Raw genomic sequence first — 17,122 nt, 5'->3', positions numbered from 1 at the left:
CTTTATCAGGCGAAGACCACCTGGATGTCGGTGTATTCGGCAAGGCCCTCCTCGGCGAACTCGACGCCGAGGCCGGAGGACTTCACGCCGCCGAAGGGCGCGTTCGGCTGGATGGCGCCGTGCTTGTTGATCCAGACGGAGCCGCAGGCCATGCGGCTCGCAACCTTCTTCGCCGCCGCGATGTCCGACGACCAGACCGAGCCGCCGAGCCCGTTGGGACTGTCATTGGCAAGCCGGATCGCCTCCTCGACGTCGCGATAGCGGATGACAGGCAGGGCCGGACCGAACTGCTCCTCGTCGACCAGCGCATCGCCGTTGCGAAGGCCGCAGATGATGGTCGGCGGGAAGAACAGCCCCTCGCCCGGCGCACCGCCGAGCAGCACCTTGCCGCGTTCGCGCGCATCGGCGACGAGGCGCGAGACCTTGTCGAACTGCATGCGATTCTGGATCGGGCCGAGAATGCTCGCCTCGTCCATGCCGTTGCCGACGGGGATGTTGCGCGCATAGGCGACGAGCGCCTCGCAGACCGCGTCGTGGATCGTCTCGTGCACGTAGAGCCGCTTCATCGCCGCGCAGGTCTGGCCGTTGTTGATGAAGGCGCCCCAGAAGAGACCTTCGGCGATGGTCTGCGGATCGGCGTCCGGCAGCACGATGCCGGCGTCGTTGCCGCCCATTTCCAGCGTCAGGCGCTTCATGGTCTCGGCCGCGGACTGCATGACCTTCTGGCCGGTGGCGCAGGAGCCGGTGAAGACGATCTTGCGGATGTCCGGGTGTGCCGACATGGCGCCCCCGAGATTGAACGCCCTGTCGTCGCCCGTCACCACGTTGACGACACCCGGCGGCAGCACTTCGTTCATGATCTCGACCAGCCTGAGCGTCGACAGCGGCGTATGGGGCGACGGCTTGACGACGACGGTGTTGCCGGTGCGCAGCGCCGGAAGGATATGCCAGACGGCGATCATGACCGGGAAGTTCCACGGCGTGATGGAGCCGACGACGCCGAGCGGCTTGCGGTGAAGCTCGATGCGGCCCTGCTCGTTGTCCTGCAGGACCTTGACCGGTAGCGAGAGCCCGGCCGTGTAGCCGGCCCAGGCGACCGCGCCGCCGACCTCCCAGCGCGAGCCGAGGCCGTTCAGGGGCTTGCCCTGCTCCAGCGTGATGATCTCGGCAAGCTCGCCGGCGTGTTCCTCGATCTTCGCCGCCACGGCCGCGCAGGCCGCCTGCAGCGCCTCGTCGCTCTGCGCCGACCATGACGCGAAGGCCGCCTTTGCGGCCGCGACCGCCGCATCGAGCTCGGCGCCGCCCATGTTCGGCGCGCGGCCGATCTCCTCGCCCGTCGCCGGGTTGACGACGGCAAGGTCCGAGCCGGTGCTCGCCGGCTTGCCGCCGATGGTTGCCTTGGGTTCCATCATTCCGCCTCCTCCATGAACGGCCCGCCTCCTCCGGCGGACCATCTCATGTCAGAAGATAGCGTCGGGCGGCGCATCGCACTTGGACGGCGCCGTCCCGCCTTTTGGACAAAAGCGTCAATGGCAGCGCGCGACCGCGCCCGGCGTCATGCCATATTTCTTGCGGAACTCGCGGTAGAAATAGGAAAGGTCGTTGAAGCCGCAGTCGAAGGCGACCGCGGTGACGCCCTCGGAGGGCTGCTCGCCCCGGCGGGCGGACAGCCGTGCATGAGCGAGCTCCAGCCGGCGGTTGAGCAGCCGGTGGCCGGGCGTTTCGCCGAGCGGACGGAAATGCCGCTGCAGCATGCGTTCCGAGACGTTGAGGCGGACGGCGAGTTCACGCGGCCCGAAGGCAGGATCGGCCCGGTAGCGGTCGATCATCGCGAGCGCGCGGGAAAGCAGCGTTTCGGCGGGCGCCGGGCTGCCCGCCATGCGCGTCGAGTGCAGATAGGCGCCCATCAGGCAGAGGAAGGCTTCGCCGAGCTGTGCCTGCCCGCCCTCCTCCATGATCATCTTGGCGATGACCGCGCGCATGGCGAGCCAGAGGGGATCGGCCCGCGAGATCGAAAGGCCGCCGGCGCAGGCCGTTCCGAAGCGATGCACGATCTCCTCGCGCGGGATGTGCAGCGAGAGCTGGTTGGATCGCTCGCCGCGATAGAGGAAGGTGGAGGGCCGGACGGAATCGACGAGGAACATGTCGCCCGGCGACAGTTCCGCCACCTGGTCGCCCTGTTCGATGCGACACTGGCCGGCATCCTGCACAAGCAGGAAGAAATACTCGCCGGGATCCTGCCGGATGGCGCGGGTGTTGCGAGCGACCTCGGACGCGTCGAGCGCGACGATCGCCGTGTCGAACGAACCGACGCGGCGCGTGGTGACGTCGCCGTTGACGACACCCGTGCGCCCCATCGGCTCCAGGGCGAAAGAGCCGCAGACCCTCCTGATCTCCGCCTCCAGAATTTCTACCGGCACCGGCTTGTGTCCCGGCGTTATCAGCGACTGCATCGTGCCCTCCCCGGCTCTAGCAGAAAGCGTCTTCTCCCAAAACTATCTCACCACAGTCCGCCGCGCTTGCCTATCGTTCTCTAGCCTGCAAGCAGCGAAAAACCGCCGGCTTCCGCCGCACGACGAAGGCCGGCGCAAGGCGGCTCGGCAAGACCGTCCGCGCAAAGCCGGTCGAGCACGGCCAGGACCTCGCAAAGGCCCCGCGCCTCGGCATAATGCATCGGGCCGCCGCGCCAGCGCGGGAAACCGTAGCCGTGGATCTTCACGAGATCGACATCTGCGGCGCGAAACGCGACGCGCTCTTCCAGGATGCGCGTCGCCTCGTTGACCATGGGCAGCACGATGGCGTCGGCGATCGCAGCCTCCTCCCACGCCCGCTGCGGCCGGCCGGCGGCCTCTTCGGCGATGATCGCCACCACCGCCTCGGATGGTGTCGGCGTGCGCTCGCCCGGCATGTAGTCGTACCAGCCGCCGCCGGCTTTCTGGCCGAGGCGCCCGGCGGCGCACAATCGGTCCGCGACCGGCGCGAAGGGGGTTTCGCCCCGCTCGCGGGCGGCCCTGCGCTGGAAGGCGGCGATGTCGAGACCGCCGAGATCCTGCGCCTCGAAAGGCCCCATCGGCAGGCCGAAGGCCCGCATGGCGGCATCGACGGTCGAAGGCGCCGCGCCCGACAGCAGCAACCGCTCGGCCTGCGCCCGCGTCACCTTCAAGATCCGGTTGCCGATGAAGCCGTCGCAGATGCCGGCGCGCACCGGGATCTTGCCGAGCAGGCGGGCGAGTGCGAAGCCCGTCGCCAGCACATCCGGCGCGGTCGTCCCCGTGGGCACGATCTCCAGCAGCTTCATGACATGCGCGGGGCTGAAGAAGTGCAGGCCGAGGAAGCGTTCCGGATGGCCGATGCCCTCGCTGATGGCGGCAGGGTCGAGATAGGAGGTGTTGGTGGCGAGCACGGCATCCGGCCGGCAGATCCCGGAAAGCCTTTCGAAAACGGCGCGCTTGACGGCAAGGTCCTCGAAGACCGCCTCGATGACGAGGTCGGTATCGGCGAGCAGCCCGTAGTCGTTGCCGCCGGCAACGCCCGCCATGCGTTCGTCCGCGACGGCCTGCACAAGACGCCCGCGTTTCACGGCACCGTCATAGATCGCGCGGATATTGGCCATCCCGCGTTCGACCGCCGCGCCATCGCGCTCGACCAGCACCACCGGCAGGCCGGCATCGCGGAGCGCCGCGGCGATGCCCGCGCCCATCGTGCCGCCGCCGATGACGGCCGCGGAGCGGATGGCGCGTGGCGTGACGCCGGAAAGCTCGGGCGGGCGCGGCGCGGCGCGCTCGGCGAAAAAGACATGGCGCAGCGCCGCGGCCTGCGCCGAGCCGCGCAGTTCCAGAAACGTCTCCCGCTCGAACGCCATGCCGGCGGCAAAATCCGTCCGGCTGGCATTGCGGATCGAAGCGAGCGCCCGCAGCGGCGCGGCCTCGCGCTTCGCCTTCGCGACGACGGCCTTTTCCGCGCTTTCCCAGAAACCATCCTCGACTGCCGGCACCGCGCGGGCGGAGATCGGCTGCGGCAGGGGCTTTGCGGCGATGTCGCCGGCAAAAGCGATCGCGCCGGCGCGCAGGTCGCCGTCGATCACCGCATCGACAAGCCCGAGGCCTTCGGCCTTCTTCGCGCCCACCGGGCTGCCGCCCGTCACGAGGTCCACCGCGGCGGCGGGGCCGATCAGGCGCGGCAGGCGCACCGTGCCGCCGGCGCCTGGGATGATGCCGAGCCTGACTTCCGGCAGGCCGAGGCTGGCCGAGGCAACCGCGACGCGATAGGCGCAGCCGAGTGCCACTTCAAGGCCGCCGCCGAGCGCGCTGCCGTGTATGGCCGCGACCCAGGGCTTGCTTGCGCCCTCGATGCGCGCCACCACGTCCGGCAGGTGCGGCGGCTGCGGCGGCTTGCCGAACTCGCCGACATCCGCCCCGGCGATGAAGGTGCGCCCGGCGCAGATCAGCACGACGGCCTTCACCGCGCCATCCGCATCCAGTTCCGCCACCGCCTCCACCAGCGCCTGGCGCAGCGCCTGCGACAGCGCGTTGACGGGCGGATTGTCCACGGTGACGACGGCGATGGAGCCCTCGCGGGCGATGGTGACGGTCATGGTCTCATATTCCCAGGTAAGCGGCGCGGATGCGTTCGTCCGCGATCAGTTCGGCGGCGGGGCCGGACATGGTGATGCGCCCCGTCTCCATGACATAACCCCGGTCCGCCACGGAAAGCGCGCCGAAGGCGTTCTGCTCGACGAGAAGCACGGTGACGCCGAGCGCCTTCATGCTTTTGACCACATCGAAGATCTGCGCGACAAGGATGGGCGCAAGGCCCATGCTGGGCTCGTCGAGCAGCAGGCAGGAGGGGCGCCCCATCAGCGCGCGGGCGATCGCCAGCATCTGCTGCTGGCCGCCGGAAAGTCCGCCCGCCGCAAGGTTCCGCTTCTCCCTGAGGATCGGGAACATCGCAAAGGCGTCCTCCCTGTCCCGGTCCACTTTCTCGTCGGCGAAGAGATAGGCGCCTAGGCGCAGGTTCTCCTCCACCGTCAGGTTGGTGAAGATCTGCCGGCCCTCCGGCGACTGGGCAAGGCCGCGCTGCACGCGGCGATGCGCCGGCACGGATGTCAGCGCCTCGCCGCGGAAGAGGATGGATCCCGCCGAGACCGGCTGGATGCCGGAAAGGCACTTGAGCAGCGTCGTCTTGCCCGCGCCGTTCGCGCCGACCACGGTGACGATCTCGCCGGACGCCACGTCGAGGTCGATGCCGTGCAGCACCTCGATGCGGCCATAGCGCGAGCGCAGTCCCTCAACCGTCAGCATTGTCAGCCTCCGTCGCCTGGGCGCCGAGATACGCCTCGATGACGCGCGGGTCGCGCGCGATTACCGCCGGCTCGCCCTCCGCGATCTTCTCGCCGTGATCGAGCACCACGATATGGTTGGAAATGCGCATGACCATCTTCATGTCGTGCTCCACGAGGAGGATCGACACGCCTTCGGCGGCGACCTGCGCGATGAGATGGTCGATCTCCTCCGTCTCGACGGCATTGCAGCCGGCCGCGGGCTCGTCGAGCAGGAGAACGCGCGGCTTCAGCGCCAGCGCCCGGGCGATCTCCAGCCGCTTCAGCGCACCGTAGGACAGCGAGCCCGCCTCCTGCTCGGCGGCGCGACCGAGGCCGACACGGTCGAGCAGCGCCCGTGCGCTTTCCTCCGACTGCTTGCTGCGGCGGCGCGCGGCGGGCAGCGAGAAGAGGTCGGCGAGCACGGCGCCGCGCTCGTGCAGGTGATGGCCGGAGACGGCATTTTCCAGAACGCTCATCGACTGGAAGATCTGCAGGTTCTGGAAGGTGCGCGACAGGCCGCGGCGGGCGAGCAGGTGCGGCGGCATGCGCGTGACGTCCTCGCCGTCGAGCACGACGCGTCCCCGCGCCGGGGCATAGACGCCCGAGATCATGTTGAAGAGCGTCGTCTTGCCGGCGCCGTTCGGGCCGATGACGGAGACGATCTCGCCGGGTTTCAGGGAGAAACCGACATCGTTCACGGCGCGCAGGCCGCCGAAATCGATGCCGAGGCCTTCGATCTGAAGCAGGCTCATTCTCCCCTCCCCCGGATGCGGCGCGTGATCGAGGGCAGCAGGCCCTCGCGCATGAAGATCATGACGAGCATCATGACGAGGCCAAGCATGAGCTGTTCGTATTCCTGGAAGACCGTCAGCACCTGCGGCAGCGTGGTGAGGATCGCGGCGCCGAGGATGGCGCCGAGCACCGACCCCGCCCCGCCGAGAACCGTCATGGTGACCATCTCGATGGAATGCATGAAGCCCCCGACGTCGGGCGTGATGAACTTGTTCTGCAGCGCGAGCAGCGAGCCCGAGACCGAGGCATAGACGGCCGAGATGACGAAGGCGACGAGCTTGTAATGCGCAACGTCGACGCCCACCGTACGGGCCGCGATCTCCGAGCCGTGCAGGGCCCTCAGCGCGCGGCCGGTCGGGCTGTGATGAAGGTTGAGCGCGAGCCAGGCGCCGATCACCAGCACGAGGCCGGAGAAGGCATACCAGAACGCGGTGTTTGACAGGTCGATGCCGACGGCCTTCAGCGCGGCGCGAAGACCGAGCTCCGGCACCGCCATGCCGTCAGGCCCGCCCGTCAGTTGTGCCTCGTTGGAGAGCACCATCGAGACGAGGATGCCGAAGCCGAGGCTGGCGACCGCGAGATAGTAGCCCTTGAGACGCAGGATCGGCCGGCCGACGAGGAAGGCGATGGCGGCGGAGAGGAACGCCCCGAGCACGGCGGCGAGCGCCGGATGCAGGCCGAGATGGACCGGCGCCAGCGCGCAGGCATAGGCGCCGATGCCGGCAAAGCCCGCATGGCCGAGGCTGATCTGGCCGGCATAGCCGATGAGGATGACGAGACCCGTCACCGCAAGGCCGTTGACGAAGATCAGCGAGCCGACGCGGAAATAGTAGGACGACGGGAAGAACACCGGCGCGATGGCGATGACCGCGGCGAGGATGAGGAGCGTGGTCGCCTTGCTGGAAAGCCGCATGGTCACACCCGATCCGTCGACTTGCGGCCGAAAAGGCCCTGCGGCATGGCGAAGAGAACGGCGAGGATGACGATGAAGGCCGCCGCATCCTTGTACTGCGAGCTGATATAGCCCGCCGTCATCGCCTCCAGGATGCCGAGCAGCAGGCCGCCGGCCAGCGCACCCTTCGGATTGCCCATGCCGCCCAGCATGGCGGCGGCGAAACCCTTGAGCGCGAGCGCGAGGCCGACGTCGTAGCTCGTCAGCGTGATCGGCGTCACCAGCACGCCGGCAAGCGCGCCGATTGCGGCGGACATGGCGAAGGAAAGCGTCATCACATAGTTGGTGTTGATGCCGACGAGCTGGGCGGCGACGCGGTTGTTCGCCGTCGCCAGCACAGCCCGGCCGGTCAGCGTGCGCGTGAAGAACAGCCACAGACAGAAGAAGACGGCGAGCGCGCCGGCAATGACCCACAGGCTCTGCGGCAGGATGGTCGCGCCGCCGATGGCGATCGGCTGGTCGCCGGAAAAGGCCGGGAAGCGGTGGATCTGCTTGTCGAAGACGAGCTGCGCGGCGCCGCGGATGAAGATGGAGGCGCCGATGGTGATGATGATCAGCGAGACGACCGGCGCGCCGCGCGCCGGCTCGATGGCGAGCTTGTTCAGCGCGACGCCGACGCCCGCCGTGGCGATGACGGCGATAAGTGCGGCAAGCGGCAGCGGCATACCGGCGGCATGCGCGAAGACGGTGATCATGCCGCCGAGCATGACGAACTCGCCCTGGGCGAAATTCACGACATCTGAGGCGTTGTAGATGATCGTGAAGCCGAGGGCGACCAGCGCATAGACCGCGCCGACCGTGATCCCGGATAGAAGGAATTGCAGGAGTTCGGGCATGAATGCCTCCGCTTCGCGTGACGGGTTCCCCCGGCCCGGCGCGGTCAAGGCGCGGGGCCGGCCGGGACGGGCACTCGATTACTCGATGATTTTCCAGCCGCCGTTTTCGATCTGCAGCATGCGGAAGGCCGAGAGGTCGAGGCCGAGATGATCCTCGGCCGTCATGGTGACGGTGCCCGTGGTCCCGACGAAGCCCTTCGTCGCCTCGATCGCATCGCGGATGGCCGAGGGCTCGGCATTGCCCGCCCGCTGGATCGCGTCGACAAGGATGCGCAGCGCGTCATGGGCATAGCCGCCGAAGGTCGAGACCGGCTTGCCGGTCGCCTTCTCGTAGGCCTCCTTGTAGGCGACGACCACGGCGCGCTGCGGATCGCTCTCCGGCAGGAGGCCGGCGACCAGGAGCGCGGTGCCCGGCAGGCGCACGCCTTCGGCGGCCTGCGCGCCGGCAAGCTCGATGAAGCCGTCCGAGGCAACGCCGTGCGACTGGTAGAGCGGCAGGCCGACAGCGAGCTGCGCGTAGTTGCGCGTGACAATGGCCGGGCCCTGGCCGAAGCCGGGGTTCAGCACGGCCTGGATGCCGTCCTTGCCCTTGATGTTGGTGAGCTGCGGCGTCATGTCGGCGTCGGTCGGGCCGTAGGTCTCGTCGGCCAGCACCTCGATGCCGTACTCGCCGATGATCTCCAGGCACTGCTTGCGCATGGAGGCGCCGAAGCCGTCGGAGCCGGAGATCATGCCGATCTTGCCGATGCCAGCCTTCTTCATGTCCTCGAAGATCTTCGCGCAGGCCATGCGGTCCGTGTGCGGCGTCTTGAAGGTGTAAGGACGCACCGGGTCGATGATCTCGATGGCGCCGGCGAGCGAGATGAAGGGCACCTCGGCATCCTCGAAGACCGGGATGATGGCCATGGACGTGCCGGTCGTGGTGCCGCCGATCACGGCGACGACCTCGTCGTCCTCGATGAGGCGGGTCGCGAAGGTGCGCGCCTTGTTCGGGTCGCCGCCATCGTCATAGACGATCAGCTCGATCTTCTCGCCGTTGACGCCGCCGGCCGCATTGATCTCCTCGACCAGCATCTTGAGCGTCTTGGCCTCGGGGTCGCCGAGGAAGGAGGCTGGGCCGGTCTCGGAAATGGTCGCGCCGATCCTGATGTCCGCAAGAGCGGGCGCGGCAAGGCCGAGGACGAGCGCAAGCGTGCCGGCAAGCGCGGTGGTGACGGAAAGTTTCATGTCGGTTCTCCTCCCAACAGGTGAAAAATCTGGAATCGGGCTCCCTCTACCCCGCCGCAGGACGGCGCCACATCACCACGCGGAACCGGCTGGCGACGAAGGCCGCATCCGTGAGGCTGGCATTTCCGGCCGGATTGGCGCCGGTGACGTGGAAATCGCTGAAGGCGGCGCTCTGGTTCACGTAGATGCCGCCGGTCAGGTTGACCGAAAGGTTGACGCCGGCCGAAGCGAAACGGTCGGCTGCGGCGAGGATCCGTGCTTCCTCGGTCGCATAAAGCGCGGCCGTGATCGCCCCTTTGCGCTCGGCAAGCCCGGCGGCCCGGTCCACGCCGTCGGCGGCATCGTCCACCGCCACGACGAAGGCGATCGGGCCGAAGCGTTCCTCGGCATAGGCTTCGCCATCCGCCGCATCGACGGCAAGGATGAGAGGCGTTGCGGTGCGCGCGTCGCCGAGACCTTCGACCGGCGCGGAATCGCGCACCACCCGGCCGAGCTGGCGCGCTTCGGCGATCCGCTCCAGCGTCGCGGGATTGGCGATGGCGCCGCAGACGCCGGCCGCACGGGCCGGATCGGCGAGAAGGGCATCGACGGCGGCGGCGATGCCGATCGCGACTTCATCGAAGCTTTTATGGCCCTCGTTCGTCTCGATGCCGCCGCGCGGCACGAAGATATCCTGCGGCGCCGTACACATCTGGCCGGAATAAAGCGACAGCGAGAATGCGATGTTGCCGCACATGCCGGCAAAATCGTCGGTATCGGCGATCACGATGGAATTGACGCCCGCCTCTTCCGTATAAACGTCCGCGTCGCCTGCATTGGCGCGCACCCAGCCGCCGAAGCTGCCCGAGCCTGTATAATCGACGATGGCGACCTCAGGATGCTGCACGAGCGCGCGGGTGATCTCCGAACCGGGCGCGTCGGCGGCGAGCAACACCACGTCGGGCGCAAACCCTTCCTCCGCCAGCACCTGCCGGGCGACCTCGACCGTGATGGCGAGCGGCAGGATTGCCGCCGGGTGGGGCTTGACGATGACGGTGTTGCCGGTGGCAAGGCTTGCGAAGAGGCCGGGATAGCTATTCCAGGTCGGGAATGTGTTGCAGCCGATGACGAGGGAGACGCCGCGCGGTACGATGCGCCAGTGCTTTTCCAGGACGATGGGCTCGCCCCTGCCCTGCGGCTTCGTCCAGGTCGCCCTTGCCGGCGTGCGGACCATCTCGGCATAGGCATAGGCGACGGCCTCCAGGCCGCGATCCTGGGCATGCGGACCACCGGCCTGGAAGGCCATGGCGAAGGCCTGACCCGTCGTGTGCATGACGGCGTTCGCCATTTCGAAGCTCAGGGCATTGAGGCGGGCGAGGATTTCGAGGCATATGCCGACGCGCACCTGCGGCTCTGCGGCCGCCCATCGGGAGGCGGCGGCGCGCGAGGCGGAGACGAGCCTGTCGACGGAGGCGGCGGGATAGGTGATGCCGAGGGCGGGTCCGTAAGGCGAGACTTCCGCACCGACGGTGCCGTCCGAGGGATGGCCGGCGAGGTCGAAGGGCTTGCCGAGCCGTGCCTTGTAGGCGGCAAGGCCGTCGTCCCTGGCGGTCTCGCCGTAGATCTTGCCGCTCGGCACCTCGGGATAGGCGGACCAGAAATCACGCCTGGCCGCTGCCGCGAGGGCGGCGGTCAGCGTCGGGCGGTGGCGCTCGAAAAGTCCGGTCATGTCTGGCTCCTCCCAGGTCATGCTTTTATAATTGACTGACCGGTCGGTTTATGCAAGAGTTTTTTTACGGTCGCTCCCGGGAAGGGCGGCAGGGAGGTATCATGTCCGAATCCGACACCATTCTATCGGCCCTTGCCGATGGCGTTCTGAGCCTTACGCTGAACCGCCCCGACAAGCTCAACGCTTTCAACGAGGAGATGCACCTTGCGCTGCGCGCCGGCTTCGAGCGCGCCCACGCGGATGCGGACGTGCGCGCCGTGCTGCTGACCGGCGCCGGCCGCGGCTTCTGCGCCGGCCAGGACCTCGGCGACCGTGACCCGCGCAAGGGCGCGCCGGATCTCGGACACACGATCGAGACCTTCTACAACCCGCTGCTGCGCCTCATCCGCAGCCTCGAAAAGCCCGTCGTCTGCGCCGTCAACGGCGTTGCCGCCGGGGCCGGTGCCAATATCGCCTTCGCCTGCGATATCACGCTCGCCGCCCGCTCCGCCCGCTTCATCCAGGCCTTCGCCAAAATCGGCCTCGTGCCGGATTCCGGCGGCACCTGGAGCCTGCCGCGCCTCATCGGCGAGGCGCGCGCCAAGGCGCTGGCGCTCACCGCCGAACCGATCGGCGCCGAGACCGCCGCCGACTGGGGCCTCATCTGGCGCGCCGTCGACGACGAGAGGCTCGTGGAAGAGGCGACGGCCCTCGCCACGCGCCTTGCCGCCGGCCCCACGAAGGGCCTCGGCATGACGAAGCGCGCCATCCAAGCCGCCGCCACCAATTCGCTCGACCAGCAGCTCGACCTCGAACGCGACCTGCAGCGCGAAGCCGGCCGCAGCGCCGACTATGCCGAGGGCGTTTCCGCCTTCCTCGAAAAGCGCAAGCCGGAGTTCAAGGGCCGATGAATGCCGCCAGCCTTTCCCCCGATGCGCTTGCCGGCGCCTGTGCCAGGGTCATGTGGGACGACGACAATGCCACGCGCCATCTCGGCATGGAACTCGTTTCCGTCGCCCCCGGCGAAGCGACGATCGCCATGACCGTCACGGACATCATGACGAACGGTCACGGCACCTGCCATGGCGGCTACATCTTCACGCTCGCGGACTCGGCCTTCGCCTTCGCCTGCAACACCTACAACCAGCGCACCGTCGCCCAGCACTGTTCGGTGACCTACATCGCACCGGCCTTCAGGGGCGACCGGCTGACGGCCACGGCACGGGAGGTGTCGCGCCGCGGACGGGGCGGGATCTACGATATCCGCATCACCAACCAGGAGGGCGAGCATGTCGCGGAGTTCCGCGGCCACTCGCGAACAATCAAGGGCGCCCATCTGCCGGAGCAAGGCTGAGGCCGGCGCCGTCCCGCATTCTCGGAGGAGACATTCATGGAAGACCTTTCCCCCCGCCCCGGAGACCTCGACGCGATCGAGACGGCCTCGCGTGACGAGATCTCCGCGCTCCAGCTGGAGCGCATGAAGTGGTCGCTGGCCCACGCCTACGAGAATTCCCCCTTCTACCGCCAGCGCTTCGACGAGGCCTGCGTCCACCCCTCCGACCTCAAGACCCTGGCGGATCTTGCGAAATTCCCCTTCACCACCAAGAAGGACCTGCGCGACACCTATCCCTTCGGCATGTTCGCCGTGCCCCGTGAAAGGCTCGCCCGCATCCACGCCTCGTCGGGCACGACCGGCAAGCCGACGGTCGTCGGCTATACCCAGAACGACATCGACACCTGGGCGAGCGTCGTCGCCCGCTCGATCCGCGCCTCGGGCGGCCGGCCCGGCGACATCGTGCACGTCGCCTATGGCTACGGCCTCTTCACCGGCGGCCTCGGCGCCCATTACGGCGCCGAGAAGCTCTGCTGCACCGTCGTGCCGATCTCCGGCGGCATGACGGAGCGCCAGGTCACGCTGATGCAGGATTTCAAGCCGCGCATCATCATGGTGACTCCCTCCTACATGCTCTCCATCCTCGACGAGTTCCGCCGCCAGGGCCTCGATCCGCGCGAAAGCTCGCTCGCCGTCGGCATCTTCGGGGCCGAGCCGTGGACGAACGCCATGCGCGAGGAGATCGAGCAGTCCTTCGACATGCACGCCGTCGACATCTACGGCCTCTCCGAGGTCATGGGGCCGGGCGTGGCCAACGAATGCGTCGAGACCAAGGACGGCCTGCACATCTGGGAAGACCACTTCTACCCCGAGATCATCGACCCCGTGACCGGCGAGGTGCTGCCGGACGGTGCGCTCGGCGAACTCGTCTTCACGACGCTGACGAAGGAAGGCCTGCCGATCATCCGTTACCGCACGCGCGACCTGACGCGGCTGTTGCCCGGCACCGCCCGCTCCATGCGCCGGATGGAAAAGGTCACCGGCCGCTCGGACGACATGATGATCCTGCGCGGCGTCAACGTCTTCCCGACGCAGATCGAGGAACAGATCCTGAAATGCCGCGGCCTTGCGCCGCACTTCCAGATCGAATTGACCCGCGTCGGGCGTATGGACAACATGACGGTTCATGTCGAATGTACGCCGGAATCGGCCGACGAGGGCGCACGCGCTGGCTCGGCGAAGGAACTCGGCCATCACATCAAGAGCGTGGTCGGCGTCTCGACCAAGATCCAGGTGCATGAGCCCGGCGGCGTCATGCGTTCGGAGGGCAAGGCCAAGCGGGTGGTCGACAACCGGCCGAAAGAATGAGCACCGGGATGGTCCGGTAGGGGAACGAGCGTGTATAGGGAGGGCGGCCGCCCTCCCGAAGCGGCCGTCGACCCGGTAAAAAAGCAGAACAGGTTTCCCATGGCACGCACGCGCGCAGTCGATTTCGAGGAAAAACAGCGCGGCATTCTGACAAGCGCGGCGGCGGTCTTCGCCGAGATGGGCATGGAGAAGGCCTCCATGTCGATGATCGCCTCGCACAGCAATGTCTCCAAGGCGCTGCTCTACCATTACTATCCGAGCAAGGACGCGCTGATCTTCGACATCGTGCGCACGCACCTGACGGAGCTGGAAAGCGCGATCGAGGCGGCCGACCGCCCGGACCTGCCGCCGCAGGATCGCTTGCGCATGCTCGTCAAGGCCGTGCTGGAGAACTACGAGGGCGCCGACAACGAGCACAAGGTGCAGCTCAACGGCACCAGCGCCCTCTCGCAGGAGCAGCTTTCCGAACTGCAGGCGATCGAGCGGCAGATCGTCAAGCGCTTCTCCGGCGTCATCGGCGACATCAATCCCGATCTCAACAAGGATCGCCCCCTGCTGATGCCCGTCACCATGTCGCTCTTCGGCATGATGAACTGGGTCTATATGTGGTTCCGTCCCAACGGGCCGATCACGCGGGACGAATATGCGGATATTGCAACGACGCTGATACTCGAAGGCGTCAAAGCCGTAACCTGAAGCTTACGCACACCATCTCCTTGCCTCCTGAACCGGCCATGCCGCAGGTCCCCCCGCGCGGAACATGCCGGTGGACGTGACGGCTCACTCCCTCGTCTTGGCCACCATGGTCAGCACGTCGTATTGCGCGACGGTGGCGCCCGTCTGGTTGGTCACCTGGCAATCCCAGCGCACCTCGCCGTGCTCGGCATTGGCGCGCGGATTGATCTCCTTGCAGGTGAGCTGCACCGTGAGCGTATCACCCGGATTGACCGGGGTCAGGAAGCGCAGGTTGTCGACGCCGTAATTGGCGAGCACCGGGCCCGGCGCCGGATCGACGAAGAGGCCGGCGGCGAAGGAGACGATGAGATAGCCGTGCGCCACGCGCCCGTCGAAGAACGGGTTGGCCTTGGCGGCTTCCTCGTCCATGTGGGCATAGAAGGTGTCGCCGGTGAAATTGGCGAAATGCTCGATGTCGTCGAGCGTCACCGTACGCGAGGCGGTGATCAGCTGGTCGCCGATCTTCAGCTCCCCGAGCGACTTGCGGAACGGATGCTCGCCACCGGCATGCGCTTGCGCGCCCGGCATCCAGCGCCCGGTAACGGCCGACAGCAGGGTCGGCGCGCCCTGCACCGCGGTGCGCTGCATGTAGTGCTTCACGCCGCGCATGCCGCCCAGTTCCTCGCCGCCGCCCGCCCGGCCGGGGCCGCCATGCACGAGGCCCGGCAGCGGCGAGCCGTGCCCGGTGGAAGACTTGGCGCTGACGCGGTTGCCGATCATCACCCGGCCATGGAAAGGTGCAAGGCCGAGCACGACCTCCTCGGCAAAGCCGGGATCGTTGGTGAAGACCGAGGCGACGAGGCTCCCCCTGCCGCGCCGGGCAAGATCGACCGCCTCCTCCGCCGTGTCGTAGGGCATGACGGTGCTGACCGGACCGAAGGCCTCGACATCATGGACCGCGCGGGCCGAAGCCGGCTTGTCGCAATAGAGCAGGACCGGGTTGAGGAAGGCGCCGGCGACGGCATCGCCCGATGCAACGCTCGGATTGTCGGGATCGCCCGCCACGATCTGCGCATCCGCCGAAAGTTCGCGGATCCGGGCGCGCACCTCTTCGCGCTGGTCGAGGCTGGCAAGCGGGCCCATGCGGACAGCCTCGTCGGCGGGATTGCCGATGGCCGTCTTGCCGAGACGATCCCTGAGGCTCTCGATGAGCGCGTCGCTGTGGGCGCGCGGCGCGATGACGCGGCGGATCGCCGTGCATTTCTGCCCGGCCTTCACCGTCATCTCGCGGGCGACTTCCCTGACGAAGAGGTCGAATTCCTCCGTGCCGGGCGCGGCGTCGAGACCGAGGACGGCGGCATTGAGACTGTCGGCCTCCATGGTGAAGCGGACGGAATTGCCGACGATCGCCTTGTGTGTCTTGAGGCGCTGGCCGGTGGCGGCCGAGCCGGTGAAGGTCACCGCGTCCTGGCCCTCGACATGATCAAGCAGGTCGCCGACCGAGCCGCAGACCAGCTGCAAGGCGCCGTCCGGCAGGATGCCCGTCTCGACGATGCGGCGGACCATGAGCTCGGTGAGATAGGCCGTCTGGCTGGCCGGCTTGACGACGGCCGGAACGCCGGCCAGCAGCGTCGGCGCCAGCTTTTCCAGCATGCCCCAGCAGGGAAAGTTGAAGGCATTGATATGGATCGCGACGCCTTGCAGGGGGCTGAGGATATGCTGCGCGGAAAAGGTACCGTCCTTGGAAAGCTGCTCCACGTCGCCGTCGAGCAGGACGCGGGTGTTCGGCAGCTCGCGCCGCCCCTTGGAGGCATAGGAGAGCAGCGTGCCGATGCCGCCCTCGATATCGACCCAGCTATCGGCGCGGGTGGCGCCGGTCGCGGTCGAGAGGGCGTAGAACTCTTCCTTCCGTTCCATCAGCGCAAGGCCGAGCGCCTTCAGCATGGCGGCGCGTTCATGGAAGGACATGCGGCGCAGCGCCGGGCCGCCCTTGTCGCGGCCATGGGCGAGGACCGCCCTGAAGTCGACGCCGGTGGAATCGATGAAGGCGACCGGCGCGCCCGTCGAGGCATCGAGCAGCGGCACGCCTTCCTTCGCCCCGGCGACCCACTGGCCGCCGACATAGCTTTCGAGCCGGCGCGGCCGGTTTGCCATGACGTTCATCTGTCTTCCTTTCAATTCAGTCCGAGCGCGGAAAGCTGCGCATCGACCTCCGCCCGCCATTCGGCGAGCAGGGTCTCGTTGGGCGTGTGCCGGAGGCCGAAACGCGACAGCGTCTCGAAGCGGGCGGAACCCGAATGGCCGAAGCTCGCGGCAACGCGGGGATACCAGTAGGCGACCGAGGCCCTGGCCTTCGCGCGGCCGTCTTCGTCCTCGACGATCCGCACGAGGCCGGCAAGGCCGAGTTCGGCATGGCGCGTCTCACGCGGCAGAACGGCGCGGAAGACCTCGGCGAGCGGCTGGTAGGAGACGCGCGACAGTTCCTTGAGCTGCACGACGCTCGCCCGGCCCATCAAAACGTTCATGACCACCGCATCCACCCAGCCTTGGAGCGGGTAGTGGAAGACGGAAAGGCGCATGTCGCCGCCCTGCCGCGCCGCGCCGATATCGGCCTCGCGGGCGAGCCGCTCGGCCCAGGGATGGTGCACGGCGTAGCGCCCGCCATCGGCCCCGAAGGTCTCCATCACCCCGAGGACCTGGCCGGCATGGTCGGCCTTTTCCAGCACGATGCGGGCGGCGGAGATGCGCTCCTGGATGCCCGGCGCATCGTTGATGGTATCGGCAAAGCCGGCCGAGCCCGCCAGCTCACTGTCGACGAAGCTCGCCATCAGGCGCAGGAGCTCGCCGCGATAGCGCGGCGGCACGTTGGCCGGCGACGAGAGAACGCCGCCCCTGGCCAGGTAATCCTCGATCGGCATCGTATTGGACATGG

The 17,122-nt window shown here is 67.9% G+C and carries 15 protein-coding genes; 4 read left to right on the top strand and 11 right to left on the bottom strand.

The window, feature by feature from the left end; translation table 11 throughout:
* Positions 1 to 5 precede the first annotated feature (5 nt).
* The 9 genes from L0976_RS04485 to paaN form a co-directional block, all read right to left on the bottom strand.
* A complete protein-coding gene (locus L0976_RS04485) occupies positions 6 to 1,412 on the bottom strand; it encodes an aldehyde dehydrogenase family protein (RefSeq protein WP_234186307.1) in 1,407 nt (468 codons plus the stop codon).
* Between the two features lie 114 nt (positions 1,413 to 1,526).
* Positions 1,527 to 2,453: a helix-turn-helix domain-containing protein gene (locus L0976_RS04480; protein WP_203316195.1), complete on the bottom strand. Its 927-nt coding sequence runs from the start codon at positions 2,451 to 2,453 to the stop codon at positions 1,527 to 1,529.
* A gap of 80 nt (positions 2,454 to 2,533) precedes the next feature.
* Positions 2,534 to 4,594: a 3-hydroxyacyl-CoA dehydrogenase NAD-binding domain-containing protein gene (locus tag L0976_RS04475; RefSeq protein WP_234186306.1), complete on the bottom strand. Its 2,061-nt coding sequence runs from the start codon at positions 4,592 to 4,594 to the stop codon at positions 2,534 to 2,536.
* 4 nt (positions 4,595 to 4,598) lie between these two features.
* A complete protein-coding gene (locus L0976_RS04470; protein WP_234186305.1) occupies positions 4,599 to 5,300 on the bottom strand; it encodes an ABC transporter ATP-binding protein in 702 nt (233 codons plus the stop codon).
* Positions 5,287 to 6,072 (bottom strand): ABC transporter ATP-binding protein, encoded by a 786-nt coding sequence (locus L0976_RS04465; RefSeq protein ID WP_234186304.1) that lies wholly within the window; start codon positions 6,070 to 6,072, stop codon positions 5,287 to 5,289. Before L0976_RS04465 ends, L0976_RS04470 begins: the two co-directional genes overlap by 14 nt.
* Complete coding sequence (locus L0976_RS04460) at positions 6,069 to 7,025, bottom strand: branched-chain amino acid ABC transporter permease (RefSeq protein WP_234186303.1); 957 nt, start codon at positions 7,023 to 7,025, stop codon at positions 6,069 to 6,071. Before L0976_RS04460 ends, L0976_RS04465 begins: the two co-directional genes overlap by 4 nt.
* Before the next feature lie 2 nt (positions 7,026 to 7,027).
* Positions 7,028 to 7,900 carry a branched-chain amino acid ABC transporter permease gene (locus L0976_RS04455; protein WP_203316200.1) on the bottom strand — a complete coding sequence of 291 codons (873 nt, stop codon included), beginning with the start codon at positions 7,898 to 7,900 and terminating at the stop codon, positions 7,028 to 7,030.
* A 78-nt stretch (positions 7,901 to 7,978) separates the two neighbouring features.
* Positions 7,979 to 9,127, bottom strand: a complete 1,149-nt coding sequence (locus tag L0976_RS04450) for an ABC transporter substrate-binding protein (RefSeq protein ID WP_203316201.1) — start codon at positions 9,125 to 9,127, stop codon at positions 7,979 to 7,981.
* A gap of 46 nt (positions 9,128 to 9,173) precedes the next feature.
* Complete coding sequence (gene paaN, locus L0976_RS04445) at positions 9,174 to 10,835, bottom strand: phenylacetic acid degradation protein PaaN (protein ID WP_234186302.1); 1,662 nt, start codon at positions 10,833 to 10,835, stop codon at positions 9,174 to 9,176.
* A gap of 101 nt (positions 10,836 to 10,936) precedes the next feature.
* On the opposite strand from paaN, the gene paaG reads away from it, so the two are divergent.
* The 4 genes from paaG (at position 10,937) to L0976_RS04425 (ending at position 14,211) form a co-directional block, all read left to right on the top strand.
* Entirely contained in the window at positions 10,937 to 11,725 is a 789-nt protein-coding gene (paaG, locus tag L0976_RS04440) for a 2-(1,2-epoxy-1,2-dihydrophenyl)acetyl-CoA isomerase PaaG (protein WP_234186301.1), read from the top strand.
* On the top strand, positions 11,722 to 12,168 hold the full coding sequence (gene paaI, locus L0976_RS04435) for a hydroxyphenylacetyl-CoA thioesterase PaaI (RefSeq protein ID WP_234186300.1): 447 nt from the start codon (positions 11,722 to 11,724) through the stop codon (positions 12,166 to 12,168). Before paaG ends, paaI begins: the two co-directional genes overlap by 4 nt.
* Positions 12,169 to 12,204: 36 nt before the next feature.
* Entirely contained in the window at positions 12,205 to 13,515 is a 1,311-nt protein-coding gene (paaK, locus tag L0976_RS04430) for a phenylacetate--CoA ligase PaaK (protein WP_234186299.1), read from the top strand.
* A gap of 99 nt (positions 13,516 to 13,614) precedes the next feature.
* A complete protein-coding gene (locus L0976_RS04425; RefSeq protein WP_203316206.1) occupies positions 13,615 to 14,211 on the top strand; it encodes a TetR/AcrR family transcriptional regulator in 597 nt (198 codons plus the stop codon).
* An 84-nt stretch (positions 14,212 to 14,295) separates the two neighbouring features.
* On the opposite strand, the gene paaZ is transcribed toward L0976_RS04425, so the two are convergent.
* On the bottom strand, positions 14,296 to 16,353 hold the full coding sequence (paaZ, locus tag L0976_RS04420; protein ID WP_234186298.1) for a phenylacetic acid degradation bifunctional protein PaaZ: 2,058 nt from the start codon (positions 16,351 to 16,353) through the stop codon (positions 14,296 to 14,298).
* 11 nt (positions 16,354 to 16,364) lie between these two features.
* A complete protein-coding gene (locus L0976_RS04415) occupies positions 16,365 to 17,120 on the bottom strand; it encodes a Phenylacetic acid catabolic protein (protein WP_234186297.1) in 756 nt (251 codons plus the stop codon).
* Between the last annotated feature and the right edge of the window lie 2 nt (positions 17,121 to 17,122).

The sequence above is a fragment of the Shinella sp. NM-101 genome, from assembly GCF_021401195.1.
Lineage (GTDB): Bacteria > Pseudomonadota > Alphaproteobacteria > Rhizobiales > Rhizobiaceae > Shinella.
Note: the sequence above shows the minus strand (reverse complement) of the source record. Positions and strands in the feature narration are given on the sequence as shown.